Raw genomic sequence first — 24,922 nt, 5'->3', positions numbered from 1 at the left:
TGTATAAAGTTGAAAAAATCATGCAAGCAGCTTTACGCATCACAACTAAAGTTTTACCAGGAAACAAAATAGAAATAGAACTTCCAGAATCCGAGATTGGTGACACCGTTGATGTATTTGTTATTTTGCCAGAAAAGCCTAAAGTGAAAAGGCGTTCTGCAATAGAAATTATAGAAGAAGTTCACGCTAAACGCACACCAAAAAGTGTTGAAGAAATAGATAGACAGCTGCAAGAGGAACGGGATTCATGGGACAGTTAATACTCCCCTCTTCTGGCGTCATCTATATATATACATCAATCGTAATTTACAGTGTTGAATGGAACCCCAATTATTATTCACTACTGCGACCCCTATGGTTAAAATTTCAGACAGGAGAAATTGAAGTTGTCAGCAGTGAACTTATATTGATGGAGACTTTAGTTATTCCTTTGAGAAACAATGATACCTTTTTGCTCAATGCTTACGAAGAACTGCTGTTGTCAGAAAATATGCAACTAGTTCCTATCAGTCAATTTATACTGCGACAAGCTGCTAACCTTCGCGCTACAACAAACTTAAAAACACCTGATGCTATTCATGCAGCTACAGCCTTATCTATTAATAGCAACCAGTTTATAACCAATGATAAAGGCTTTAGCAATGTCTCCGGTTTACCAGTTATTATCCTCAGCGAAGTTTTAACATCTTGAACTCTGGATATGCTGCGTTAAATAAATTTCATCCACCTTAGGACAATTATTTTTTCAAAGATTCTAGATAATTCAAAATTCTCTGATTTTCCAGCGTTAACTCTCTAATATCTGCGGTATCGGTATCACTACGATACTGAACTCAATTTATTTGTAGTGAAGCTTTGGAATGATTTTATGCTAAAGATTTGATATTATCTGGCAGACATGATTGAAAAACCTGCCAATCTTTTAAAAAGACTAGCAGGCATGGCTTATCATCAATCGGAGCGGCGGGATTCGAACCCACGACCTCCACTACCCCAAAGTGGCACGCTACCAAGCTGCGCTACGCCCCGGTCAGAATTACCATTCTATAACAAAACTCTAGGATAATCAAGAGGCAAATTTAAAAAACCTTAAGTATCCCAGTAGCTTGCAGTAAATCTGGAACAGCAGAAGCATCCCATTTACCTTCTACACACCGCCCTGTATTCAAGATGAAGCGCAGACTGTAAGCATCAGGATAACCTTCCACTTCCATCCATAATAAATCGCTTTCAGCTTCACAAGCAATTTTTTCCTCTTCCATCAATTCAGTTGCGAGTTGCTTCATCGTGTCTGCTAGCTGTGCTACTAGACGGCAAAAATCATTCAACTCGGCTTCGGTTAACTCAATTGCCCAATCATCTGTACCGACTAAACCTTTAAAATCAGGTGCTTCGGGGTTCCAGCCAATACGCCAGCCAGATCCGCTTTTTACAACGCGTTCCATAAAAAGTTAAAAGTTAGGAGTTATTAATTTACAACTCATAACTTTCCCATTACTTCAGTAATTCGGCACCTCCTCGTTGGGGTGGCTGTGGGGTAGTTGATGTACTAGGATTGGCTGTGGTATCTGAGTTAGGCGATAGGGTATTTTGAGAAGTAGGATTAAATATATTGACTAAGACTTGCACTAAAGCATCTCGCTGGCTGCGGGTGAGCCGGCTGATGGCTTTGCGATCGCCTTCTAGAGGATTTTCCCGTAGTGAATCATTTCCTGGATAGCTAGTATCATAGATAATTTCGTTCGCACCCAGGTAATCAGCTAAAGTTAGCTTCCAATCTAAGCGATAAATTGGGGCACGCCCTTTGGTATAAATGTGATATTTAATCAGGCGATTTACTAAGGTGTTGTTTTCGGCAACTTTTCCATTTTCTTTGCTGATATAGTTATTTTCCCGTGGTAAATTTGGCAATTGCTGATATACTTGCTGCCAAACATCGCCAGGAGTGATTCTTTGAGCCATCGCAGGTTGGATGCTAAATAAATTTGTCTGTATTGATTTGTCAGCCCCTGAACTCAAAACAATTACACCCACTACCATTAAGGCAGTGAGTGTCTGCCAGGGCTTGAGTAGGGGTTGAATGAACGATAAATTTTTGCTCATCCTACCTTCTCTAAAGTCTTTTTTTTATATTTCACCAATAATCTCTGGCTGAGTCAATTCATCGGACATTTCGATAATTGCCCTTAGCACTGGTTTCATCATCACATCTTCGTTACTTTCAAAGTCTTCATAACGCCGACGTTTAGCACGATTTGCCACCTGAACCGTAATGCGGTAACGATTTGAGGCTGCACCAATCAGCTCCTCAGCCCGATGCATAATCTGAGACTGAGTTGTCTCGAACTTAGAACGCTTTAGCATAATTAGTGGTTCTTGAGGTCATTCCCCAGTGTAGCAGTCCTGATAAATCTGCCGCTGTGTATTTAATCGCTAGCAACCTCTATATTGATACAGGTTGAATAATGTTTTAATCACTTTATAAGTTAAGTTACTTATAATATTACCTAACTAAAGTGACACACCCTTATGGCTGACCTTTTGGAAACTGCTGTCAACGCGGGAAACTTCAATACCCTGGTAAAAGCTGCTGAAGCTGCAAATCTCATAGAAATTCTGAAGAGTCCTGGTTCTTTTACACTATTTGCACCAACTGATGAAGCCTTTGCCAATCTGCCAGAGGGAACTTTAGATTCGCTACTACAAGATATCCCCAAGCTCAAGAAAATTGTGGCGTATCATATTGCTAGTGGGGATGTTCGGTCTGATGACTTGGTACAGATTAATGAGGCAGCGACGCTTGAGGGGTCAATTGTAGCCATTGAATCTGTCGACGGCAAATTTAAGGTAAATAACGCCAATGTCCTCAAAACAGATATTTTGACAGACAATGGCGTGATCCATATTATTGATGCGGTGTTGATGCCTGCAATGGTGGCGGGAAGTTAATGCATTGGTTATGGGGCATGGGGGATTGGGCACTTGTACTGAGCGACTTGTGCCGAGCAAAGCCGAGGTAAGCCGAAGTATGGGGCATTGAGAAAGAAAACTACTATTCCCCAGTCCCCAGTCCCCAGTCCCTAGTCTCCAGTCCCCAGGATGCACCCACTGCGTGCAGGAAGAGTTAATGACAACTGCTGAGTTTCTGCTTCACCATTCCACTCAACCTCAGCAGTGCCATATAACAACTTGTTGGGTTGAGTACGCAAACTGACGACATCTGCATTCGCTGTTGCCGAACTTGTGCCAGCGTTGATGGCAATTATCAATTCCTCTGTGCCCAAAGTTCGCGCAAAGATGTAAAGTTGTCCTTGAGCATGGAGGACTTGGTAATCACCTGTACGCAACGCTGGGTAAGTGTGACGCAGGGCAATTAATTGACGGTGACTATTGAAAATTTCTCGCTCCCACTTGGCTTCTAAAGGAAAGCTACGACGAGAGTCTGGATCTATGCCACCAGGTAAACCAACTTCATCACCATAGTAGATGCTGGGGGCACCGGGAAAGGTGAGTAGCAGTAAAGTTGACAATTCGACGCTAGCTTTATCGCTGCCTGCAATGGTCATCAATCGGGCTGTATCGTGACTTGCGAGCAAATTGAGTTGAGTTAGCTGAATTTCCCAAGGGTAAAGTTCCAGTAATTCCTGGATTTTAGTGGCATACTCAGCAGCAAATAAAGGTGGGTAGGGTTGATAGTCCTGGCTTTGGACTTGTTCTAAGACTACGCGATCGCCAGCCGCAAAGGCAATTGTTGGCCCGGCAAATAGATAATTCATTACCCCGTCAAATTGCGTCCCATCCAACCACTTCCGAGAATCTCCCCAGACTTCGCCCACAATGTAAGCTTCGGGATTGACTGCCTTAACGCGATCGCGGAATTCCTGCCAAAAGCCTGGAGTTTTTATTTCAAATGGTACATCTAACCGCCAACCGTCGATACCGAATTTAATCCAATATTCGGCAATTTCCATAATGTATTCCCGTACTTCTGGATTGTCGTGGTTAAATTCTGGCAAGGCGCGATTTCTCCCCCAACCTACGTAGTTTGCTCTTAATTCACCAGTATAGGGTGCAAGAGGCCAGCCTTCTATTTTGAACCAATTTACCCAAGGCGAATGGGGACCATTTTCTAAAACGTCGTGGAAAAAGAAAAAGCCACGACTGGAATGGTTAAACACCCCATCCAAAACAACTTTGATATTCCGTTGATGGGCTGCGTCGAGCAATTCCTTAAAAGCCTCGTTACCCCCCAGCATCGGGTCAACTTGGTAATAATCGTGGGTATGATAGCGGTGATTGCTAGCAGATTGAAAAATGGGTGTAAAGTAAATCGCATTGATTCCCAGATCCTGTATGTAGTCTAAACCCTCCATGATGCCCCATAAGTCGCCGCCTTTATAACCTTGAAGTGTTGGCATAGCGTCCCAATCTTCCCAACGGGCTTCACGCAGCAGCCGTTTGCGCGGCTGTTTGCTTCTGGCAAAGCGGTCTGGAAATATTTGGTAGAAAACAGCGTGTTTTACCCAGTCTGGTGTTTGAATTTGCATGAATAACTTTTTGTAGCTTCAGAAGCGATCGTTGCAAATATTAGCTTCTTTATGGCTCTTACTTATGATAGAAAATCTGTTATTTTTCAGTACTCATTAGGGATTTATAGGACTTACGCAAAAAAACTCTCAAACTCTTATTCCTCCGTGTCCTCTGCGTCCTCTGTGGTTCAATTTTCTGTTACCTGTAAGTCCTGATTTATACCAATTATTTGTGAAACTTGGGGCTTAAGCGCCTTGTTCTAGAGCAACCTCGCTGATAATCACTATTAACTATTCTGACTACAATTTGTTAGTGTTTAATGTTTATTAAAATTATCTTTTTTATTTATTACTTAATTATTCTTAATTTTATTTTATTTACTTTGTCCGTAATGATTTAGCCAGACACTGGATTAGTTTAATAGCTTCATAAAAATTCCCAGTGAGGCCAGTCTTGGGTAATTCTTAAATGCGGCTGCTCAAAAATGTCTCACCAGCCAGAGAAATCACTATGAGGGAGACATAATTTATGAATATGAGTTATGAATTAGCAATTGTCTTAGAAATAACTTCCCGCTTCTTAAGCTTATTTGATGTTATCTATGAAAAAAATAGATAACTATAGTCGCATCAAATAATCAAGGCAAAAAAACTACATAGTCTGCATTAATGCTAGAGCGACTTATCAGGGTAAACCACTTTGCTTTCACCCAATAAATTAAATTTGAGGTAAAAATGAGACACGAAAAACTTTCTCCTGGACTACTTTTGGCATTTCAAGACTATCAAAATGAAGGAGATCAAGCTTTAGTTACACACAAGCGATCGCTTGGGATAACTGCCCACAAAAGCCCGGTCAAGCCAACTAAGAGCGTCGTTTTTATTTACTGCGACCCTGATGCAGACTTGAGTTATCTATCACAATATAATATTGAAGTCAATCAGAATTCTGGGAGTGTGCGGACAGCTTTCTTACCAATAGAAAGTTTAGATGTCTTATCTGAAGAAGATGTTATTCAGCGGATTAAGCCATCACGCAAACTTCATTTGAGGATGGACACTGCACTAGCAAAAGTCAAACTGCCGGAGTTTAAAAACCATACCGGACTGACTGGTAAAGGAGTAATCATCGGCATTATAGACAGTGGCATTGATCCGAAACACCCCGCCTTTGCTGGGCGAATTTTACAAATTTGGGATCAAACACTACCAGGCCCGGGAGTCACAGAGGGCGGCTATGGGGCTGAATTGACGGCAGCGCAACTGACAATTTCTCAGGATACTGGTGGTCATGGAACTCATGTTGCTGGAATTGCCGCTGGTGCCGATACTACCTATGGCGGTGTAGCACCAGAGGCGGAATTAGTTGTCGTCAGATCAGATTTACAGGATGCCCACATTGCTGATGGCGTCCATTACATTTTCCGAGTTGCTAGAGAGTTGGGACGCCCAGCAGTGGTGAATCTCAGCTTGGGTGGACACGCTGATGCCCATGATGGTAGCGACTCCTTATCCAAAGTCATTGACGCCGAAACTGGCCCTGGAAGAATTGTTTGCTGTGCTGCGGGTAACGAAGGGGACGCCAATATTCATGGACAAGCGACGATACCCAGTGGGCGCACTCGTGGTATGCGCTTTAATGTTCCTTTGAATCAAATAGGCATAGTTTGGTTAAACGCTTGGTATTCCAAAGATAGCGAATTGGAAGTGTCAGTGCGGAGTCCTAACGGTTTTGTTACCCCCTTCCAAAAAATAATTATTGACGGCAATCCTGCACAAGATTACCAATTACCAGATGCACGGGTGCAATTAGCGACACCAGGACCAGATCAAGCCAACGGCGACCATAATTTCTTTGTGCAAATACGTGGTAATGGTCCCTCGCCAGTAATGGGAGGTGTTTGGCAACTGCGAGTCCGCAACACTTCTTCAACTGACACACGTTTAAATGTGTGGACATTAGATGACACTTCGTCAGTGTTTTTCACAGGTAAAAGCGTGAAGGATGCGATAAAAATTGGTTCGCCAGGAGCTGCTAGCAGTGCAATTACAGTTGCTGCCTATACTACTAAAACCAAGTACACAGATATTGATAACCAAGTGCGAGAAATGGGCTTAGAATTGCATACTATTTCGGAATTCAGTAGTGAAGGTCCACTACGCAATGATGGACACAAGCCCGATGTAGCAGCACCAGGAGCAATGATTGTTTCCACCCTTTCCGCCGATGCCAGTTTTGACCGCTCATCGATGATTAATTCCAAGTTTGTAGTTCAGGCTGGTACGAGTATGGCGACACCGTTGGTTAGTGGATTAGTAGCACTGCTGTTGCAGCGTGATCCTAAACTTGATCCGGCTACTGTGAAAGACTTGCTACGCAAAAATAGTGCCATTCCCGGAAAACCCGCAGGCACATTTGATCACAAATGGGGTTATGGAGTGATTAATGCTTTAAATCTGTAATTAGACTGAGAAAGGTGGATATTATTTCTGTACAAGGGTAGGCGATAAAAACATATAAATTTGATAAGTTAGAGTATGCAATTATTGTCTACCCTTTTTACCAAGGAATTGCTGATGAATTATCAGAAACTAGATGCCGCTCTTGCTACAGGGCTAAATGATGTTCAAGACCCAGAAGAAACTAGTTTGGAGGTTTTCATCCATACTGAACCAATTTTAGACTCTGCTGCAACTGCTGTTTTAGAAAGTTTAGGCGTCAGTGGTGTTACCAGTGGCAAAGATATTTTTACGGCAACACTATCAGAAAATGCCATTTCCCAATTGTCAGAGCAACCTTGGGTGAAGTATTTGAAGCGATCGCAGCAATTACGTTTGGTTAATAGGAGAATAAATATAGGTAAGTTGGGTGTTTAATGGGCATCGCCTAACCCTACACTGCGCGGATAATTTTTTGCAGTTACTGTAAATCAGGTTTTTGTTTTTCTGGAAACTTACACTTCACCTCAATTTGCAGATTACTTTCAGCTGAACCTTCAGTAATGTAAGGAATGCCGCTTTCCCACCCAACTTAATGCCAAATATAAGTTTTACCTCCTCAATCTCAGCAGTATTGAAGTCTTTAAAAGCACTAAAAGCATATATAGTATAAGAGCGAATCATTTGGCGAGCTTGTTGCATCCGAGCGATCGCCTCCCTGGAAGCAGTCAACCAATTTTGGATAATGGAATTGACATTAACTTAATTGAACTTTGCGATTGTCGATGTCCTCAAAGGAGTATAAAATGTCTACGATGTCTACCAAAAAAAGTGTTAATACCAATTCTGTGTGATTTTGCCACAAATCAGATCCTCCTGCCTCTTTCACCCCCTTTTTTGAGGGAATTGGGGGTATCTTAATGTGCAAATCCATAGAAAAATGGTAATAGTCGTAAAACTTGTGTAGCAATCGCTTTCATAATATATATCCCTTATTAATACAAATGTTCTATTATGTTTCGTCAGTGGACGCATTATTCATCACCAACAGCATTCTGTAAAATTCATCCTTGAGAATATTTGCTCCCCCCTTACCTGTGGTGGCAGACAGTCCTAAACTGAAGATGAGAGTTGAAAGGCAGTCAGGAGAAATTTTGTGAAAAAAGTATTATCAATGATCCTTGGTGGTGGCGCGGGTACTCGGCTTTACCCCCTAACGAAACTACGCGCTAAACCAGCAGTACCAGTAGCGGGGAAGTACCGCCTAATCGATATCCCTGTCAGTAACTGCATAAATTCCGAAATATTCAAAATCTATGTCCTGACACAATTCAACTCAGCTTCCTTAAATCGCCATATCGCCCGTACCTACAACTTTAGTGGCTTTACCGAAGGCTTTGTGGAAGTGCTAGCCGCACAGCAAACCCTAGAAAACCCCAACTGGTTCCAAGGTACAGCCGATGCTGTGCGTCAGTACCTGTGGCTGTTGGAAGAATGGAATGTAGACGAATATTTGATCCTCTCCGGTGATCACCTCTACCGCATGGATTATCGCCATTTTATCCAGCGCCATAGAGAAACGGGTGCTGATATTACTCTCTCAGTCATCCCCATCGATGAGCGCCGCGCCTCGGATTTTGGCTTGATGAAAATTGACGATTCTGGTAGAGTAATCGATTTTAGCGAAAAACCCAAAGGTGAAGCGTTACTCCAAATGCAAGTTGATACAAGTGTACTGGGATTATCAAAAGAACAAGCCCAGCAACAGCCTTACATCGCCTCAATGGGGATTTATGTCTTTAAAAAAGAGGTTTTGTTCAAGTTATTGAGAGAAGGTTTAGAAAGGACTGATTTCGGCAAAGAAATTATTCCTGATGCTTCTAAGGATTACAATGTTCAAGCTTATCTGTTTGATGGCTATTGGGAAGATATTGGAACAATTGAAGCATTTTATCACGCAAATTTAGCCCTAACTCAGCAACCCCAGCCACCCTTTAGTTTCTACGATGAAAAAGCGCCAATTTATACCCGCCCTCGTTACTTACCTCCGAGTAAACTTTTAGATTGCCAGATCACAGAATCAATTATCGGCGAAGGTTGTATTCTAAAAAATTGCCGCATTCAACATTCAGTATTAGGAGTGCGAGCGCGGATTGAATCTGGCTGCGTCATTGAAGAGTCCCTACTCATGGGTGCAGATTTTTATCAAGCTTCTGTAGAACGCCAATCTAACGTAGAAAAAGGTGACATTCCCGTAGGTATCGGTACTGACTCGCTTATTCGCCGTGCCATCATCGATAAAAACGCCAGTATCGGTCACGATGTCAAAATTATCAATAAAGATAATGTGCAAGAAGCTGACCGCGAAAGTCAAGGTTTCTATATCCGTAGTGGTATCGTCGTGGTGCTGAAAAATGCTGTAATTCCTGATGGAACGATCATTTAATAGTTAGGAGTTAGGAGAGACGCGATTAATCACGTCTGTACAGGAGTTAGGAGAGACGCAATTAATCGCGTCTGTACAGGAGTTAGGAATTAATGACTAAAAATTCTGATTACTCCTCACTCCTCACTTTTAATTCCTCACTTTTACAGTTATTTTCAGGTAAATAGACCACGCAGTAGGGGCGTAAGGCCTTGCGCCCCTACGACAGATGTGATTCAAATACATGAAAACTGCTGTAACTTCTCACTCCTCACTTTTATTACTGATTGGTCTTCCAGGTAGCGGTAAGTCAACTTTGGCAAAAACATTACTGGCAGAATGCCCCCAGATGTCGCTGATTTCTACGGATGCCATCCGGGGGCAACTGTTCGGTTCGCAAGCCATTCAGGGTCCGTGGCTGCTGATTTGGCGAGAAGTAGAACGGCAATTTCAGCAAGCTATTTCTACAGAAAATACAGCAATTTTCGACGCTACCAACGCCCAACGCCGCCATCGACGTGAAGTCATTGCTTTAGCCCGTGACTTGGGCTTTACCCAGATTACGGGAATTTGGGTAGATACGCCAGTTTGGCTGTGTTTGGCACGCAATAAAAGGCGATCGCGTCAGGTTCCAGAAGAAATTATTTTGCGGATGCACCGTCAACTCCGGGATGCTCCCCCAAGCCTGGAAGAAGGGTTAGACAGGCTGATCCGCTGATCAGAAAAATCGGAGTACGGAAATTGCGATCGCACGGTGAGCAAGAACCACACTTGATTTTCTATATTGTTTGCTAATTTAAAATCAGATTCTTTATTGCTTGGCACTATACCTAGCAATTAAACATCTGTGATCTTAAAAAAAAACATAACAGGATATTTCTATAGGAGACTAGTAGATGGCTGCAACCGACTTCAAAGACTATTACGCAATTTTGGGAGTTAGTAAGACTGCCAGTCAGGAGGAGATTAAACAAGCCTTTCGTAAACTAGCCCGCAAATATCACCCCGATGTCAACCCAAATAACAAACAGGCAGAAGCACGCTTCAAAGAAGTTAGCGAAGCCTACGAAGTTGTGTCAGATACAGATAAACGCAAAAAATACGACCAATTCGGTCAATATTGGAAACAAGCTGGTGAAGGTTTCCCATCCGGCGGTGTTGGTGCTGATATGGGTGGCTTTGACTTCAGTCAATACGGCAATTTTGATGAGTTCATTAATGAGTTGCTAGGACGCTTTGGCGGTGCTAGCCCTCGCGGTGGACGGCAACAAAGTTACTCACAAAATTACTCAAATTACTCACAAAATTACTCTTACCGCAGTTCCACAGGTGCGCCGAGTGGTTTTAGCGGCGGCTTTAACGATTATGGGTTTGGTGATGCAAGCACGGGTACTTCCCAGGACACAGAAGCTGTAATCAGCCTAACTTTTGCTGAAGCATTTAATGGTGTGCAAAAGCGCTTCAGTTTAGGTAACGAAACAATTGATGTTCGTATCCCATCTGGGGCTAAACCTGGTACTCGCCTGCGCGTGCGGGGTAAAGGTCAAATCAACCCAATGACTCAACAACGAGGGGATTTGTACTTAAAAGTCGAACTTCAGCCGCATTCGTTCTTCCAAATGGAAGGCGATAACTTGGTGTGCGAAGTGGCAATCACACCAGATGAAGCTACCTTAGGAGCGTCTATTGATGTACCCACACCTGATGGTTCAGTTAATGTCAAGCTACCAGCGGGAGTGCGTTCTGGTCAATCGCTGCGTTTACGTGGCAAAGGTTGGCCTCTCGCCAAGGGTGGACGCGGCGATCAGTTGGTGAAGGTGGCGATCGCACCACCAAAAGACCTCAGCCAACAAGAGCGGGAATATTATGAAAAAATCCGGGCTATACGTACTTATAATCCCCGCAGTCATTTGCAGCAAGTCAAGCTGTAAATATTTTGGATTGTAGAGACACGAAAGCATTGCGGCACGAAGTCTAGCTTCGCGTCTCTAAATTAGTTAGGTATGAATTTACTGTGCCATTCTCGCTACCACGATGGACTTTAACGCTTCTATTGCCTCTGGAGTAGTCTCGGTAGCTTGCCACGTTGTCCGTGCTACTAAACGATCATGCCAAGCGCTCAGTTTTGGATAGTCACTTAAGGAAATGCCTACACTTGGTAGCACAGTTACTACAGTTCCAGCTACAACTTCCGCAAGAGTGAAGTTTTGACTAGCAAAGTAAGGGCGATCATCTAATAAATTTTCAAAAAACTTCAGCACTGTGGCAATTTTTTGCTGTGCCTTCTCAATTTTTTCTGGATCTCCTCCAGGTAAGCCGAGAAACTGAGGTAGAAAGGTGGTAGTTGCTGGAAAAAGCTCATTCACAGTCACCAGTTGTACCATCCGGGCGATCGCTAAATCCTTGGCATCTTTAGGCAACATCGCAGGTGTAGGATATTTTGCCTCTAAATAGTCCAAAATTGCTAAGGATTCCACTACATTAAAGCCATCATCTACCAAAGCTGGAATATGGTGGAAGGGGCTAATTGCCAAAAACTCTGGTTTAAACTGCTCTCCATCCAGTTTTATCTCTACCAATTCAAACTCAAGTCCTTTTTCCAAAAGGGTAATCCAGACGCGGCGCGAGTTGGGAGAAAAAGGCGTGTGGTAAAGTGTCAGCACAAGAAAACCTCACAGCTTTATAAGTAGGGCGGACATTGCCAATCTTACACCTTATACTCAATTGAATTGTTCTAACAATGTCTCAACACTAGCGTTGTGATCCAGAAAAGAAAATAAATGCCAGTAGCGGAGTTTTCCTTCTTTATCTAATACAAACTGTGCTGGTAAAGGCGCTCCCAGTGCTTGGCCTACTTGATAGGTACGAAATATGCGACAACTTGGATCACTCAGCAACGGCATTTGTAAGCCTAAATCTCTCACAACTATTTGACTCTGCCGTTCATCAGTACTAGTAATCATCAAAACTTCTATACCACGCTTTTTAAATTGCTCATAATTCTCCTTCAAAGCTTTGATGTGAGGAAAACAAAAAGGACAATATTGTTTTTCGGTAAAGATGCGAGTAAAGGCGACTAATACTGGTTGTTTGCCTTTATAATCAGACAATTTTACTAAAGTCCCGTTGGTAATATCTGGCAGTTGAAAATCTGGTGTTCCCACTCCCAACCTGAGTTGATATGTTGCTGGAACTGGTAAAAAATTGCGGAAGAAGCGCTCATTTAATAAACCACTAAAATCAGTTGAAGTAAGCATAATTTTAACCCTGATTATTTAAATACTATTGTATGAAAAAACCACAAATAGATATGGAGGTTGACACTGTTTAATGTGTATCTCTATTTATCTGTGGTTTTCATTGATTTTACTCTCAACTCCAACAGGATGGATTAGATGCTAACTAGCAAAATTTAGACAGCAGAGAAGTATACTTTGGACTTCACTGGGTCAGGAACCATTGTCTGATCACCAGGTTGCCAACCAGCTGGGCAAACTTCGTCAGGGTGAGACTGAACATACTGAATTGCTTGCAATGTCCGCAGAGTTTCATCAACGCTACGACCAAAAGCTAGGTTGTTGATTGTGGCGTGCTGTATAATACCATCTTTGTCGATCAGGAATAGACCACGCAAGGCAATGCCTGCTGCTGGGTCAAGCACGTTATAAGCGGCGCTAATCTCTTTTTTGATGTCGGAGACTAGAGGATAATTCAGGTCGCCGACGCCACCAGACTTACGATCAGTTTGAATCCAAGCGAGGTGGGAGAATTCACTGTCAACGGAAGCCCCAAGGACTTCTGTATTAATTTTCTTGAATTCTTCGTAGCGATCGCTAAATGCTGTGATCTCAGTGGGACAAACAAAGGTAAAGTCTAGTGGGTAGAAAAACAGGACGACATATTTACCGCGATAATCGGAAAGTTTGATTGTCTTAAATTCCTGATCTACCACAGCCGTTGCTGTGAAATCGGGAGCTTGTTGACCAACGCGGAGGCTTCCTTCGGTTCCGTAAGTGAGGGACATTAACCTAATTCTCCTTTATCCGTTTAGTAGCGTTAGAATTCGGGTCAGCTAAAACTTACCCATCTACGCTCTCACAGTTTAATTACAATCTGTTACGACTATATCATACTCATAACGATTTTGAGTAGCAAATGCTTGATTTAGATACAAGAGAATGGTTGCTTACCAATGGCTTGGGAAGTTTTGCCAGCGGTACGGTTTCTGATGTCCGCACACGCACTTATCACGGTTGGCTGTTTACCGCTACAAACCCGCCTTCTGGGCGGACTCTGCTATTTTCGCACCTAGAAGCTAGCTTAGAAGTATTCGGGGGCGTTGTGGCACTGGGGACAAATGTTTGGGGTAACAGTCAGATTGAACTGACAGGCTACGAACTGCTACGCTGTTTTGATATTAACCCAGTTCCAAAATGGATTTGGGGTCAAGATAACTGGCAATTAACCAGACAATTGGTGATGCCCTATGGGTTAGTCGGGACTGGGGACTGGGGACAAGGGGGACAAAGGGAGATAAGCAATGCCCAATGCCTAATGACGCCAGTTGCTTCTCCTAAGGGAGACGCTACGCGAACAACGGATAGCGCAGCGTTAGCGAGTCATCTCCCAAGGGGAGACGCTTTAGTGCAACGAGCGTCGGGAACCTCCGCAACGTACTGGCTCCCCAATGCCCCTGCCCAATTTTGTCATCGAATTTTGATCCAATATCGCTATGAAGGAAGTGACACAGCGATTTTACGGCTGCGACTGCTGATAGCAGAACGTAATTTTCACCACCAGCAAACTGCTAGTCAAGGATTACAGTTCTCAGAATTGCTTGGGCAACAGCAAGTCTGTCTGCAAGCAAAAAATTATGGACATTTTGGTATACCTTGGCACTTGCGCTGGACACAAGGAAATTATCAATCAGATGCAGTTTGGTATTGGAATTATGGATTGCCTGAGGAGACAAAACGAGGATTAGGCAACAAGGAAGACCTCTACAGTCCTGGTTACTTGATAGTCACACTGCAACCAGGAGATGCGGTGACTCTAGAAGCACGAGTAGGTTTTCCGGACTCGATGGCAGGTGTTCTCACCTCCGAAACCTTTGCAGAAGCCGTGGAAGCAGAGCAAGACCGACTCTGCCAGATTTTTGGTTGGAGCGAGCTCTCTGCTGTACCCTCCCCTTTGCCCCCCATCCCTAGACCTGTGCCTCTTATGCCCTATGACGCCAGTCGCCTCAAGTCGGGAAACCCTTTCGGCAGTTCCTCCTGGGGGAAACCCCCAAACGCTCTCTACGAGACGCGCAAGGAACGCGGACTCGCTAACGCTGCGCTATGCGCTAAAGCGTTTCCCCTTGGGAGAAGACCGGACTGCCTCATTACAGCGCTGGCTCCCCAATCTACAATCTGGCAGCAACTACTCAAAGCAAGCGATCAGTTTATCGTCTATAGAGCCTCAATTGCAGGCCCCACAATCATTGCTGGTTATCACTGGTTTAATGACCGAGGACGCGACATATTAATCGCCTTACCTGGATTGGCACTAGTTCCACAGCGCTTTGACTTGGCAAAAAGAGTATTGGGAACTTTTGGGCATTACTGTCGCCACGGTTTGATTCCTAATGCATTTCCTGATGCCGATGGCGAACCACTTTATAACAGTATCGATGTGGCATTGTGGTGGATTGAAACTTTAGGACTTTATTTGGAAGCCACTCAAGATTGGGAATTTTTGGCAGAGCAATTCCCTGTAGTCCAACAAATCCACAAAGCCTTTGTTGGTGGTACACGCTACAATATCCAGGTTGATGCTACTGATGGGCTAATTAGTTGGGATGCTCGTGGTGTAGCCCTCACCTGGATGGATGTGGTAATTGGGGCAGACCCTCTCACTCCCCGTCATGGTAAGCCAGTAGAAATTAATGCGCTGTGGTATTCAGCTTTATGTTGGCTGAGTCAGTGGGCAGAACGCTTGAGCGAGCTTAAGTTTGGCGATCCAGTGCGTCTCACTAAGCAAGCACAACGTTATACTCAGCAAGCACAACAGGTGAAAACCTCTCTACAAAAGTTTTGGAATCCTCAACTAGGTTATTTCTACGACACTATTGAGCCAGACGATCGCCGGAATTTTCAAATTCGTCCTAATGCCGTTTTGGCACTGTCACTGCACCATTGTGGGTTTTTTGCAGAGCAAGGGTGTCAAGTACTAGATTTGGCAACTGCCAGCTTGCTTACCCCCTATGGTCTTCGCAGTCTCGATCCAGGAGATCCCGAATACAAAGGGAGATATGAGGGTAACCAAGAGCAACGCGATCGCGCTTATCACCAAGGCACTGTTTGGGCTTGGCTAATTGGCCCATTTATTCGTGCTTGGCAACGTTTCTATCCGCAACAATCGCTGCCTTTTGATTGGCAACCTCTGCTAGATCACTTCCTATTTGACGCAAGTCTTGGTTCTATTTCTGAGATTTTTGATGGCGATGCACCTCATACACCCAGAGGAGCGATCGCTCAAGCTTGGTCAGTTGCCGAAGTAATCCGCCACATTAAATAGTGCTGAGTATAAGAGATAGCTATAGTTCACCACTCACTATATGTAAATTTTTATCCCAAAAATGTAATAATAGGCTGAATTTCCAGTTGTTCTGATGAAAATTTTTCAGCGATAAAGTATTTAGTTGTTCAAGTAAAATAGCACCATCAAAAGGTGGTTTTGATCCCAAAATCTATGTTTGCTGACTTTTGTATATAATTTTCTTGACTAAGGAACTTCTAACCTGCTGAAAAATATCGGCTGCTCACATCTTATTATCAAAAACATGAATCTACCAATCAACTCATGAGCGAGGAACAAGAAAGAGCCGATAATGATTCCCCGTGGAAAGAAATCCTAGAAGCTTACTTCCCACAAGCAATGCAATTTTTCTTTCCACAAACAGCAGCACTAATTAATTGGGAACGTCCCTACGAGTTTCTTGATAAGGAATTTCAACAAATAGCCCATGAAGCAGAACTTGGTAGAAGATATGCAGATAAATTGGTCAAAGTCTGGCAAATTCAAGGAGAGGAAATTTGGCTGTTGATTCATGTCGAAATTCAGGCAAAATCGAAAGATAATTTTGCTCAAAGGATGTTTTCCTACAACCTGCGAATTTTTGACAAATTTGCTAAACCAGCCATTAGCCTAGCAATTTTGTGCGATGCTGACTCGACTTGGAGGCCAAATCAATACAGTTATAATTATCCCGATTGTGGTCTACATTTTAGATTTGGAACCGTCAAACTGCTCGATTATCAAAATCGATGGACAGAGTTAGAAAAGAGCGATAATCCCTTTGCGATGGTGGTAATGGCACATTTGAAAACCCAGCAAACTACTAAACAGTTGGGAGAAAGGAAAACGTGGAAATTTAGTTTAATTCGGCGATTGTATGAACAAGGGCTGCAAGAAAGGGATATTCGTAACCTCTATCGTTTTATTGATTGGGTTATGATTTTACCAAAAGGATTAGAAGCAGAATTTTGGCAGGAGTTTAAACAATTCGAGCAGGAGCGTACCATGAGTTACATTACTACAGGCGAGCGCATTGGCTACGAGCGAGGGAAGGAAGAAGGACAACAGGAACAAGCACAAACACTTGTACTACGACTGCTACAAAAACGGGTAGGAGAGTTACCACAACAGGTTCGAGAACAGATTCAGAGTCTTTCTCTAGAACAATTGGAAGCACTGGGTGAGGCTTTGTTAGATTTTAGTGCGATCGCTGATTTGCTCAACTGGCTACAAACTCATCAAACAGTTAGTGCTGAGTCCTAAGTATTAGAGGTCAAACTTGCCTCTTACTACTTATAAATTTTAAAGTGGCTCAGGTCGGAGTTGAACCAACGACCCCAGGCTTATGAGTCCCTATAATAAAGCCAACTATATAAGCATTTCAGTTCCAGATATCTTATTTCATAGTCAATCTATAGACCCAGTAGTGGTGGCTGGCTTAAGTTTAAGTCAAGGAATTTGTGCAGATGTAATGGAAGAGATAGGCCCTTTATTATATAAAAGGAAATAAAAGGTTAAATTTCTTAAGCAACCCTATCCAATAAATAATCTGCTGCTTCCTCTTCATCATAATAAGTATTATTACTCTCTCTTCTTTTCCAAGCATAAGCAGCTAAAGCTAAACTCATAACAGTATCTGTGGCTAGACCCTTGTCATCTAGCTTATAAAATCTCATTTCAGTTTTAAGTTGCTTTAATCTGTCCTGCTCATCATAAGGAATTACAAGTTTACCCTTCTCTACAATCCCTGCCAGATTAGATAACATAAAAGTTTTGTGATTGTGCTTATTATTCTTAGCAGGCTTTTTAGTAGAGTTGATAGGTGTGTAGCGTGAGACTTCTTCAGGCTCAAGCTCCTTCTCCATAGCTTCTTTCAGGTACTGACCAGCTAATGCAGTTGCATCATAATACAAGTCATTTACACCTTCGTCCTGCTCAATAAAATACCTTCAGTTTAGCCCCGCCAATGCACAGCAGCCTGAGGAAAATTAATTATCTCTAAAGCTAGGTGTAGGGCACTCAGAATAACCACATGGACCGACTCTACTAGGTGACTCATATTGATAATTTGTATTAGGGTGATAACTGCCTTTAGTACAGGATTTAACTCCCATCACTATTAATAGTGTAAGAATCCCTCCAACTACTTGACTACCTGAATCATTTTTATTACTCATACCACCTACTTGAAAATATTTCAAAACTTCTATCTCAAACTACTATATATAATAGTTACCTCATCAGAGAAGAAACACTGAAATATAATTTTAAGTAAACCTACTGTTTATAGGTTTACCAAGTCTACGGCTATAATGTACCCACTAGTCACACAGGGTAACTCCCATCTGCAGATGAGTTGTAGTTTAACTGTGTAAAACGCTAAAGGGTACGGCCCATTTCTTAAGGATGGTTGAACGTTAACTTTAGTGCTACTAATTATGAATATGCAGCCCCCAGCTAGGTTAACCTAGTCTTTCTTAAATTCTCTCTTACAGTGAGTTACTAAGGAAAGACTAGGTTTCAGTGCCATATTGTAAGCCCCTGATTTTCAGTCAACTGATATACCAGCCTGGTATTTGGGTAGTCTAAGTATAGACATCCCATTGGTGATAAAAATGAGACTTAATAAACTTCTGTTACCTGTAATCCTGGTTGGCTCATTAGTACTGCCAGGGATAGCTCAAGCTAAACAAGTGAGATGTGAATATAAAGAGGAAGAGCCTTCTAAAATTAATAGAGTAGTACCTTTAATGAGGATGGGAATCAAGATAACTATTCCCTCTAATCATAGAGCAATAGCTAAAAAGGATGGTTCTGTAGAACTTTTAGATAGTGGAACTTATAATTTGGTTAATTGTTTAGCTAATAACCCTGGAGCAAAAGGAGATGCCTTAGATTACTATAGTTTAATAATTTCTAAATCTAAAACATCTTTACTAAATCATGGACTTTATCAAAGCTTAGAAAATAATAAAATTATCTCTTGGACTATAAAAAGAGAAGGAGAAAGTATCTTTCATACAGTCAAACTAAGAATTAAAAGTAAAAAAGGATTAGTAGAAGTAGAGCAAACAACTCTAGGACCTATAACTAGTGAGGCAGAAGCTAAAGAAGAAATAAAAGGTTTAGTTGAAATAGCTAAACATATAGAGATAATTTAATCTTCGTAACTTACTTAATGTAATCAAATAAAACTAATGAGTAGTCACGGGCAAGAGTTGATTCCTGTACTTGACCACTTTTAAACTGAGTATACTTTTCCCATAACTCAAGTAGGCTGTATACCTTTTGTTTCTTAGGGGTAGCGGTGTGATCAGCTTTGTATTTGGCAAGGGTAGGGTCAAAATAACCAGATAGGATATCTAACTCTATTCGTCGTGCCTGAATCTCAGCAGCAACTTGATTCTCAAGAGTGTCAGTTAGATTTAAAGATAAGTATTTATTATAATAATTGCATAAAAGTTTATAAAATATTAATGTAAGATGGTCTTCTAAATACCTCAATACAAACTTTCATAGGATATCAACTTAATGACTATGCGCTGAAGATAATAGTCATTTGATAGTCAAAAGAGCCTTATATAGAAATTCAGCTCCCTAGTACTATTGATGACTAGAAGCTAAAACGCTTATGTTATCTTACTTTTAAAGTGGCTCAGGTCGGAGTTGAACCAACGACCCCAGGCTTATGAGTCCCGTGCTCTAACCAACTGAGCTACTGAGCCATATTTATCCAAATCATTAACTAATATAGCATACAAATTTGCTCAAAACTAGCCCCTTTTGCAATTTTATTACAATTTCCATCCCTGTTGAGGTAATAGAAAGCAAAAAAGGGAGTTTACCTCCCTCAAATAACAAGGCAATGATTTAGTTAGAGACAGTCAAGAATTACACGCGATTTGGTGGTAAGAAGGCTATTGGGTTAACAGCACCCTTACCTGGTGGATGGATTTCAAAGTGGCTGTGTGGGCCGGTGCTGTGACCAGTGCTGCCCATGAAAGCAATTGTTTGTCCTTGATGCACCTGCTGACCTGGTTGCACCAGAATCTTACTGTTATGAGCGTACCGAGTCAGACTGCCGTCTGGATGGCGGATATCGACAACATTACCATAGCCTCCCTTATTCCAGCCTGCTTTTTCCACTACACCATCAGCTGAGGCAGCAATCGGTGTACCAGTGGAGTTAGCAATATCAATTCCCTTATGCGGTCTTCCCCAACGCATACCAAAGCCAGAAGTGAGAGTGCCCTTCGCAGGCCAGTTGTAAGCTAAGGTTGAAGTAGATGGAGGAGGTATCAGTTCGTCAATGGGTCTAGGCAAATATTGATCCACTGCTGCCAAAGGTGGCATCACCTGTGGAGAAACTGTCCTTCCCCGCATCATTCCTAAGGAGTCAGAGGCATTTACTCTTCTTGGAGGCGTTGCAACTCTTGTGCCCGATGGGGTGCTAGAGGGAGTCCACTGGCTAGCAGACCCTAGATTAGGCAAGAACTCTGAGTTTACTGGCTCGGTAGGGCGTACAGCAGTACTGAATTGGGGCTTAATTGGCTGAACGCTATAGCTAGACCTAATAGGTGTAGGAACTGGAATGGGTATTGCTACACTATTCGGTCTAACTGCGGGGTTGGGTACTGGGAAATTATTAGGGGTAGAAATAGGAGTGAGCATTGCAGCATTATTCATTTCGGTAGCTGCTACTGGCACAACTAAGTTACCAGACTGTTGAGCGCGATATTTCTGCTGTAACCTCTGAATTTCCCCTTGTAAGCCCCGCAAACGGTCGTTATTGTTTACCCTTGCTACCCTATTTATTGGTGTTTTCAGCTGTTGCATTTCAGCAAAAGCTGTTGGCACTGGACCTTCACCCCCGACGCCGTAAGAATTAGCCGTGGAGGGAGCTGTTTCTAAGTCGGTCGCACTATTTGCCTGAATCTGAACAATTACCGGTGTAGGGACGGTAACGCTACTGTTGTCAGCAATAGTTGGTGATTGTGAAGTAGGTAGATATGAGTTGGCACTACCAATGTTCACAGGAGAGGTGGCAACATGAGGAGTTTTGCTGGACTCTACAAAAGTGGGCTTGGTCGCTACAATTGCCTCAACTTGAGCAGCAGGAATAATCAGTTTTTGACTAATTTGCAGTTCATTTGGATTATTGAGGTTATTTGCCTTAACAAGTTCTGGTACTGAAGTATTGTATCTGCTGGCGATCGCTGCTAGTGTATCTCCAGGCTTAACTTCATAGGCTGTTCGAGGCGATGACGCAATAACTGTTGGTGTAGTTGGTGTTAGTGCAGTCGTCTGTGTCTTGTGTTTTAACCTCGATATCAACTTTGCTTTGCTCGCATCAACAGAAGTGTCCGACTGAGCTAATACAATTTTCTCAACTACAGTCGTCGGTTGCACCAACCCCATATCAGCTTGTGATAAATTTTTGGTCTCCCCAGAGCGCAACTGTGCCAGACTGTTTCTTAAACGGTTCGATTTTTCTTGTAAGCGATTCAGTGCGAACTCTTGTTGCGCCTTAAGTTGTGCATTTATTTCACTGTTGACTACGCCAGATATTGCCACTGTTTGTGACTGGGCAGTTAGTGATGCATTTGTAATACCAACACCATCAGCACTAGAGTCAGACAGATTATTGACTGTTGGAAAACTAGTTTCGGCTAAGGTATTGTTCACTCCCTGTGCCACTTGGCGCTTCAGGTGGGTGGAATTTTTATAAGCCGCTGTTGCTTGGGAAAACGTTGCTAATGCAGGAACTTGCAAAGACATTCCATTTGCCGCGACTTGCCATTTAGCTTCAAGCCCAGGCACTTGTGATACTGCCGTTGGTTCCACGATCACAGGATTTTCCGGCACGCTCGCTGATGAGACTGCTTGGGACTCCAGCTTTGTGGAGGCGAATTTCACCTGAGTGTCAGGAACAGCAGGAATCGTTGACGTTGCCTTTTGGCTGCCTACTGGCACCGCTGCTTGGGCTTGATCGCTTTGTCGAGTCACCAAAAGGCTGGTTGCTCCCATAGAGATTGCCAAGCCAATCATGGCAGCTTTTGTCCGCACCCGGCGGTTAACTTTTGGATTCATTACATTTAGCAGTTCTACCGGGGCATCATCGCTGCTGGGATTATTGTTCAACACAGCTTTTACTCTCTTTTTCAATGCTCGTTTCAAAGACGACCTCCTATGATCACTAGCGCTTAACTGACCTTGATTTTTCAGTTGGATACTAATCAATGATTTAGATCACAACGAACGATAGATCAAGATCACATTCACCAGAGATGCTTACGCAAGATTAACCTGCTTCTCTGATTTAGACAAGTTCACACGTGTTAGCAAAACTTAAAGTTTGCTGTGTTTTCTTGTCCCAACCACTCCTCACACCCTCACACCACTTAGGACATTTATACTCTTTACCATTGTCCGCGCCTGTCTTGCGTCAATCGCGGGGACTGGACAAACTATTTGTCAAGTCCATAGTCGCTGCCGAGAATTAAATTGCTGCGACTTCTGGAAAAGTGATGCCCCCTACTGTAGATATCTTCAAGATATTTCTACCCAATCAGTCTTCTTCAACACGAGACTTTACGTTGATTATTCCTTAAAAAACAACCGTATTAACTATCGGCTATTTTGGGGCTGCTTTCTTGCGTTACTCAATCAAAAATGGCTCAAATACCAAATATGACTGGGTTTTAGCGCTTTTGTTCCCCAGTTTACATGTTTCAAATTGATCAAAATCTACCATTCAAATTTGGCATTATCCCAAGTTTTATATACAAATTTCTTATAACAAGCTTCTTGTGTTTGTAAGTATCTTCCACTACAATTCACGAAAAAAAGAGAATTTGAGTATACTTTGCTACGTTTTACTGCCGTATTCAGAAAATTTTTGCTGCCATAAATCATTCATCTAATAGATATTTGGAGAGAGCAGTAGTAAATATACTTATAATCAAGCAGGTAAACAGTTATTCTAGATAGCCTAACTGACGACGGGTTTCAAATAAGCCAATTGCCACACTTACTGACAGATTCAAGCTGCGAACCCCCGGTTGGCTCATGGGAATATACAGAGTAGCATCGCAATCTGACAGAATTGTTGGTGGTAAGCCCGTGGTTTCACTACCAAATAGCAACCAATCATCGGGTTGAAACTGAAAGTTGACATAATTAAAATTTCCACCGACAGTATAACCCAACCATCTGCCTCCACGCTCTTGATGTACGCTTTTAAAGGCTTCTAGGGATTCGTGATAGTGCAGTTTGACATAAGGCCAGTAATCTAACCCAGCTCTTTTGAGGTAGCGATCGCTAATTTCAAACCCCAAAGGACCCACCAGATGCAACTCCGTACCCGTAGCTGCACAAGTCCGAGCAATATTACCTGTATTAGGAGGGATTTGCGGGTTAAGTAAAACTACCTGAGGCATTATCCGTATAATCTACGTATTGTATAAAAAAATTGATTGTTAATGTTAAATCTACCAAAGGGTAGAAGCTATTCATAGGTTTTGTTAATAATAATCAAGTATCCTGCATCGATTAGATTTTTAAAACTAAGCACAAACCCTCCCAGAGCAATGGCCTGAGAGGATATTTGGCTAAAACCAGAAAATATTAAGTTTTATGTAGATAAGTGTTTCTGTCTTTTAGGGTGAGTGGTGTCTCCAAGAAAATCTACCATTTGTATGAAGACAGAAGATGCGGGCATTGGCCATTAATTATTTTTCCCTCATCTCCCTTATCCTCTGCCTCCTCAGTTAAGCTAATAGGGACGAACACAATTTGTCTTCAAGTTCGATTTCGCGCTCTTGGGTGGCGACAATAGCCTGAGTAATGACGCGCTGGCTGTCAAAACCGACTGCGTGTAATTGCAACCACTGTTGAGCTTCATTGCCTTCGCGGAGGATTTTGTGTAAAGGGGAAAGGAAGCAGCTAAAGCCTTGTTGTTTGGCGATCGCCCAAACATCTTGGTACATTTGGGCAATCCAATCTCTGGCTAAGATACTTCTGCCATCTTGCCAATGCCTCAGTTGAGCATCAAGACTACCAGCAGCAGCAGCAGCTTCGTTGTCAGCAGTCAGGGTGACGAGTTCTTCGCCAGAGAAGGTACTTTGGGTTAATGGATCGATACTGGGATTTTCGATTACTTGCAACAAACGCGCTTCTAATAAAGCAGTAATAGCTAGCAAGGCAATGGGATCTGTGACTAAATCGCAAATTCGCAATTCTAGGCGATTCAAGTCATAGGGACGGCGATCGCCATTTGGTCGCACTGATGTCCACAAATGCCGCACGTTTTGCATGGTTCCTGCAATGAGTTGATTTTCCACCCACTGAATATGATCGGCGTGGCTGGCGAATAACGGTACATAGCTAGGCGTTTGCGGAAATAGGCCCCAACGGGTGGAATGATAGCCAGTAGTTTTGCCATCTAGAAAGGGAGATGAGGCGCTGAGGGCAAGAAATAGAGGTGCTTCCATCCGAATCACCCGACACGCGCGCATTAATACTTCTGGGTCGCTGATGCCTACATTGATATGTACGCTTGCGGTGACTACTTTCGTCCCGTAGGTGTTCTCAATGTAGTCATGATAGGGGTTTGCTGGATCGGAACGCAGAAAGCGATCGCCCCCACCCAAAGATAAAGTACTCCCAGGTATCAAGGTGTAATCGCCCAAGCGATTCAGGTAGTTTCGCAACTCCCGCCGGGGACGCAGCAAGGCACACAATAAATTCTCGTAATTAAGGGATGGTTCGGTTATGTATTCGACGTTGCGGCTATCTGGCTCTCGCATAAATCCATCCAAAGCTGCAACAATTTTGTCGGAGAGACCTACGATTTCACCTTGAGGCGTGCCAGTGTAAATCTCAATCTCAAAGCCTTTTAATAAGACCACCTTGTTCTCCTCAGCTCTCTCTGCCTGTAAATTGTATCGAATAAGACGATTTTCTGGATCTA

At 42.8% G+C, this 24,922-nt stretch carries 23 protein-coding genes, 2 tRNA genes and 1 pseudogene; 11 read left to right on the top strand and 15 right to left on the bottom strand.

What is annotated here, in order from left to right; translation table 11 throughout:
- Positions 1-20: 20 nt before the first annotated feature.
- Both V7K40_RS26620 and V7K40_RS26615 read left to right on the top strand, forming a co-directional pair.
- Positions 21-260 (top strand): hypothetical protein, encoded by a 240-nt coding sequence (locus V7K40_RS26620; RefSeq protein ID WP_334965088.1) that lies wholly within the window; start codon positions 21-23, stop codon positions 258-260.
- Positions 248-691 (top strand): PIN domain-containing protein, encoded by a 444-nt coding sequence (locus V7K40_RS26615; RefSeq protein ID WP_334965087.1) that lies wholly within the window; start codon positions 248-250, stop codon positions 689-691. The genes V7K40_RS26620 and V7K40_RS26615 overlap by 13 nt, the downstream gene beginning before the upstream one ends.
- A gap of 264 nt (positions 692-955) precedes the next feature.
- Here V7K40_RS26615 and V7K40_RS26610 read toward each other — a convergent pair.
- The 4 genes from V7K40_RS26610 to V7K40_RS26595 all read right to left on the bottom strand — a co-directional run bounded on the left by V7K40_RS26610 (position 956) and on the right by V7K40_RS26595 (position 2,364).
- Positions 956-1,029: transfer RNA gene (locus V7K40_RS26610), tRNA-Pro, on the bottom strand.
- Between the two features lie 50 nt (positions 1,030-1,079).
- Positions 1,080-1,445 carry a DUF1818 family protein gene (locus V7K40_RS26605; RefSeq protein WP_334965085.1) on the bottom strand — a complete coding sequence of 122 codons (366 nt, stop codon included), beginning with the start codon at positions 1,443-1,445 and terminating at the stop codon, positions 1,080-1,082.
- 49 nt (positions 1,446-1,494) lie between these two features.
- Complete coding sequence (locus V7K40_RS26600) at positions 1,495-2,103, bottom strand: hypothetical protein (protein WP_334965083.1); 609 nt, start codon at positions 2,101-2,103, stop codon at positions 1,495-1,497.
- 24 nt (positions 2,104-2,127) lie between these two features.
- Complete coding sequence (locus V7K40_RS26595) at positions 2,128-2,364, bottom strand: DNA-directed RNA polymerase subunit omega (protein WP_273767371.1); 237 nt, start codon at positions 2,362-2,364, stop codon at positions 2,128-2,130.
- Positions 2,365-2,529: 165 nt separating this feature from the next.
- On the opposite strand from V7K40_RS26595, the gene V7K40_RS26590 reads away from it, so the two are divergent.
- A complete protein-coding gene (locus V7K40_RS26590; RefSeq protein ID WP_334965081.1) occupies positions 2,530-2,949 on the top strand; it encodes a fasciclin domain-containing protein in 420 nt (139 codons plus the stop codon).
- Positions 2,950-3,080: 131 nt separating this feature from the next.
- Here the strand turns inward: V7K40_RS26590 and V7K40_RS26585 are convergent, their stop codons facing one another.
- The gene (locus V7K40_RS26585) at positions 3,081-4,547 is read right to left on the bottom strand and encodes a glycoside hydrolase family 13 protein (RefSeq protein WP_334965079.1); all 1,467 of its coding nucleotides are present in this window, start codon (positions 4,545-4,547) and stop codon (positions 3,081-3,083) included.
- A 717-nt stretch (positions 4,548-5,264) separates the two neighbouring features.
- Here V7K40_RS26585 and V7K40_RS26580 point away from each other — a divergent pair.
- On the top strand, positions 5,265-6,992 hold the full coding sequence (locus tag V7K40_RS26580) for a S8 family peptidase (protein ID WP_334965077.1): 1,728 nt from the start codon (positions 5,265-5,267) through the stop codon (positions 6,990-6,992).
- Positions 6,993-7,106: 114 nt separating this feature from the next.
- Positions 7,107-7,406, top strand: coding sequence for a hypothetical protein (locus V7K40_RS26575; protein WP_334965075.1), 300 nt, complete (start codon positions 7,107-7,109; stop codon positions 7,404-7,406).
- 43 nt (positions 7,407-7,449) lie between these two features.
- Here the strand turns inward: V7K40_RS26575 and V7K40_RS26570 are convergent.
- A pseudogene (locus tag V7K40_RS26570) lies at positions 7,450-7,652 on the bottom strand (CU044_2847 family protein).
- Positions 7,653-8,124: 472 nt separating this feature from the next.
- On the opposite strand from V7K40_RS26570, the gene V7K40_RS26565 reads away from it, so the two are divergent.
- From V7K40_RS26565 to V7K40_RS26555, 3 genes are all read left to right on the top strand, one after another.
- A complete protein-coding gene (locus tag V7K40_RS26565) occupies positions 8,125-9,414 on the top strand; it encodes a glucose-1-phosphate adenylyltransferase (RefSeq protein ID WP_334965073.1) in 1,290 nt (429 codons plus the stop codon).
- 223 nt (positions 9,415-9,637) lie between these two features.
- Complete coding sequence (locus tag V7K40_RS26560) at positions 9,638-10,111, top strand: AAA family ATPase (protein ID WP_334965071.1); 474 nt, start codon at positions 9,638-9,640, stop codon at positions 10,109-10,111.
- 178 nt (positions 10,112-10,289) lie between these two features.
- The gene (locus tag V7K40_RS26555; RefSeq protein ID WP_334965069.1) at positions 10,290-11,324 is read left to right on the top strand and encodes a DnaJ C-terminal domain-containing protein; all 1,035 of its coding nucleotides are present in this window, start codon (positions 10,290-10,292) and stop codon (positions 11,322-11,324) included.
- 78 nt (positions 11,325-11,402) lie between these two features.
- On the opposite strand, the gene V7K40_RS26550 is transcribed toward V7K40_RS26555, so the two are convergent.
- The 3 genes from V7K40_RS26550 to V7K40_RS26540 form a co-directional block, all read right to left on the bottom strand.
- Positions 11,403-12,056 (bottom strand): glutathione S-transferase family protein, encoded by a 654-nt coding sequence (locus V7K40_RS26550; RefSeq protein ID WP_334965067.1) that lies wholly within the window; start codon positions 12,054-12,056, stop codon positions 11,403-11,405.
- A gap of 57 nt (positions 12,057-12,113) precedes the next feature.
- The gene (locus V7K40_RS26545; RefSeq protein WP_334965065.1) at positions 12,114-12,650 is read right to left on the bottom strand and encodes a peroxiredoxin; all 537 of its coding nucleotides are present in this window, start codon (positions 12,648-12,650) and stop codon (positions 12,114-12,116) included.
- A 155-nt stretch (positions 12,651-12,805) separates the two neighbouring features.
- Positions 12,806-13,417, bottom strand: a complete 612-nt coding sequence (locus V7K40_RS26540; protein ID WP_229482485.1) for a peroxiredoxin — start codon at positions 13,415-13,417, stop codon at positions 12,806-12,808.
- 131 nt (positions 13,418-13,548) lie between these two features.
- On the opposite strand from V7K40_RS26540, the gene V7K40_RS26535 reads away from it, so the two are divergent.
- A complete protein-coding gene (locus tag V7K40_RS26535; RefSeq protein WP_334965059.1) occupies positions 13,549-15,951 on the top strand; it encodes an amylo-alpha-1,6-glucosidase in 2,403 nt (800 codons plus the stop codon).
- A gap of 285 nt (positions 15,952-16,236) precedes the next feature.
- Positions 16,237-17,214 carry a DUF4351 domain-containing protein gene (locus V7K40_RS26530; protein WP_334965057.1) on the top strand — a complete coding sequence of 326 codons (978 nt, stop codon included), beginning with the start codon at positions 16,237-16,239 and terminating at the stop codon, positions 17,212-17,214.
- Between the two features lie 260 nt (positions 17,215-17,474).
- Here the strand turns inward: V7K40_RS26530 and V7K40_RS26525 are convergent, their stop codons facing one another.
- Complete coding sequence (locus tag V7K40_RS26525) at positions 17,475-17,864, bottom strand: hypothetical protein (RefSeq protein WP_334965055.1); 390 nt, start codon at positions 17,862-17,864, stop codon at positions 17,475-17,477.
- 702 nt (positions 17,865-18,566) lie between these two features.
- On the opposite strand from V7K40_RS26525, the gene V7K40_RS26520 reads away from it, so the two are divergent.
- Positions 18,567-19,112 carry a hypothetical protein gene (locus V7K40_RS26520; RefSeq protein WP_334965053.1) on the top strand — a complete coding sequence of 182 codons (546 nt, stop codon included), beginning with the start codon at positions 18,567-18,569 and terminating at the stop codon, positions 19,110-19,112.
- 10 nt (positions 19,113-19,122) lie between these two features.
- Here V7K40_RS26520 and V7K40_RS26515 read toward each other — a convergent pair whose 3' ends face one another.
- The 5 genes from V7K40_RS26515 to gshA all read right to left on the bottom strand — a co-directional run bounded on the left by V7K40_RS26515 (position 19,123) and on the right by gshA (position 24,860).
- Complete coding sequence (locus V7K40_RS26515) at positions 19,123-19,455, bottom strand: hypothetical protein (RefSeq protein WP_334965051.1); 333 nt, start codon at positions 19,453-19,455, stop codon at positions 19,123-19,125.
- A gap of 147 nt (positions 19,456-19,602) precedes the next feature.
- Positions 19,603-19,676: transfer RNA gene (locus tag V7K40_RS26510), tRNA-Met, on the bottom strand.
- A 166-nt stretch (positions 19,677-19,842) separates the two neighbouring features.
- Positions 19,843-22,128 carry a peptidoglycan DD-metalloendopeptidase family protein gene (locus tag V7K40_RS26505; protein ID WP_334965049.1) on the bottom strand — a complete coding sequence of 762 codons (2,286 nt, stop codon included), beginning with the start codon at positions 22,126-22,128 and terminating at the stop codon, positions 19,843-19,845.
- Positions 22,129-22,928: 800 nt separating this feature from the next.
- Positions 22,929-23,390, bottom strand: coding sequence for a tRNA (cytidine(34)-2'-O)-methyltransferase (locus V7K40_RS26500; protein WP_334965047.1), 462 nt, complete (start codon positions 23,388-23,390; stop codon positions 22,929-22,931).
- 330 nt (positions 23,391-23,720) lie between these two features.
- Complete coding sequence (gshA, locus tag V7K40_RS26495) at positions 23,721-24,860, bottom strand: glutamate--cysteine ligase (protein WP_334965045.1); 1,140 nt, start codon at positions 24,858-24,860, stop codon at positions 23,721-23,723.
- Positions 24,861-24,922: the final 62 nt, after the last annotated feature.

Origin of the sequence: Nostoc sp., from assembly GCF_036917195.1 — a bacterium.
In the GTDB taxonomy this organism is placed as follows: Bacteria; Cyanobacteriota; Cyanobacteriia; order Cyanobacteriales; family Nostocaceae; genus Nostoc.
The sequence above is the reverse complement of the archived record's forward strand: the minus strand, read 5'-3'. Positions and strand labels throughout refer to the sequence as shown.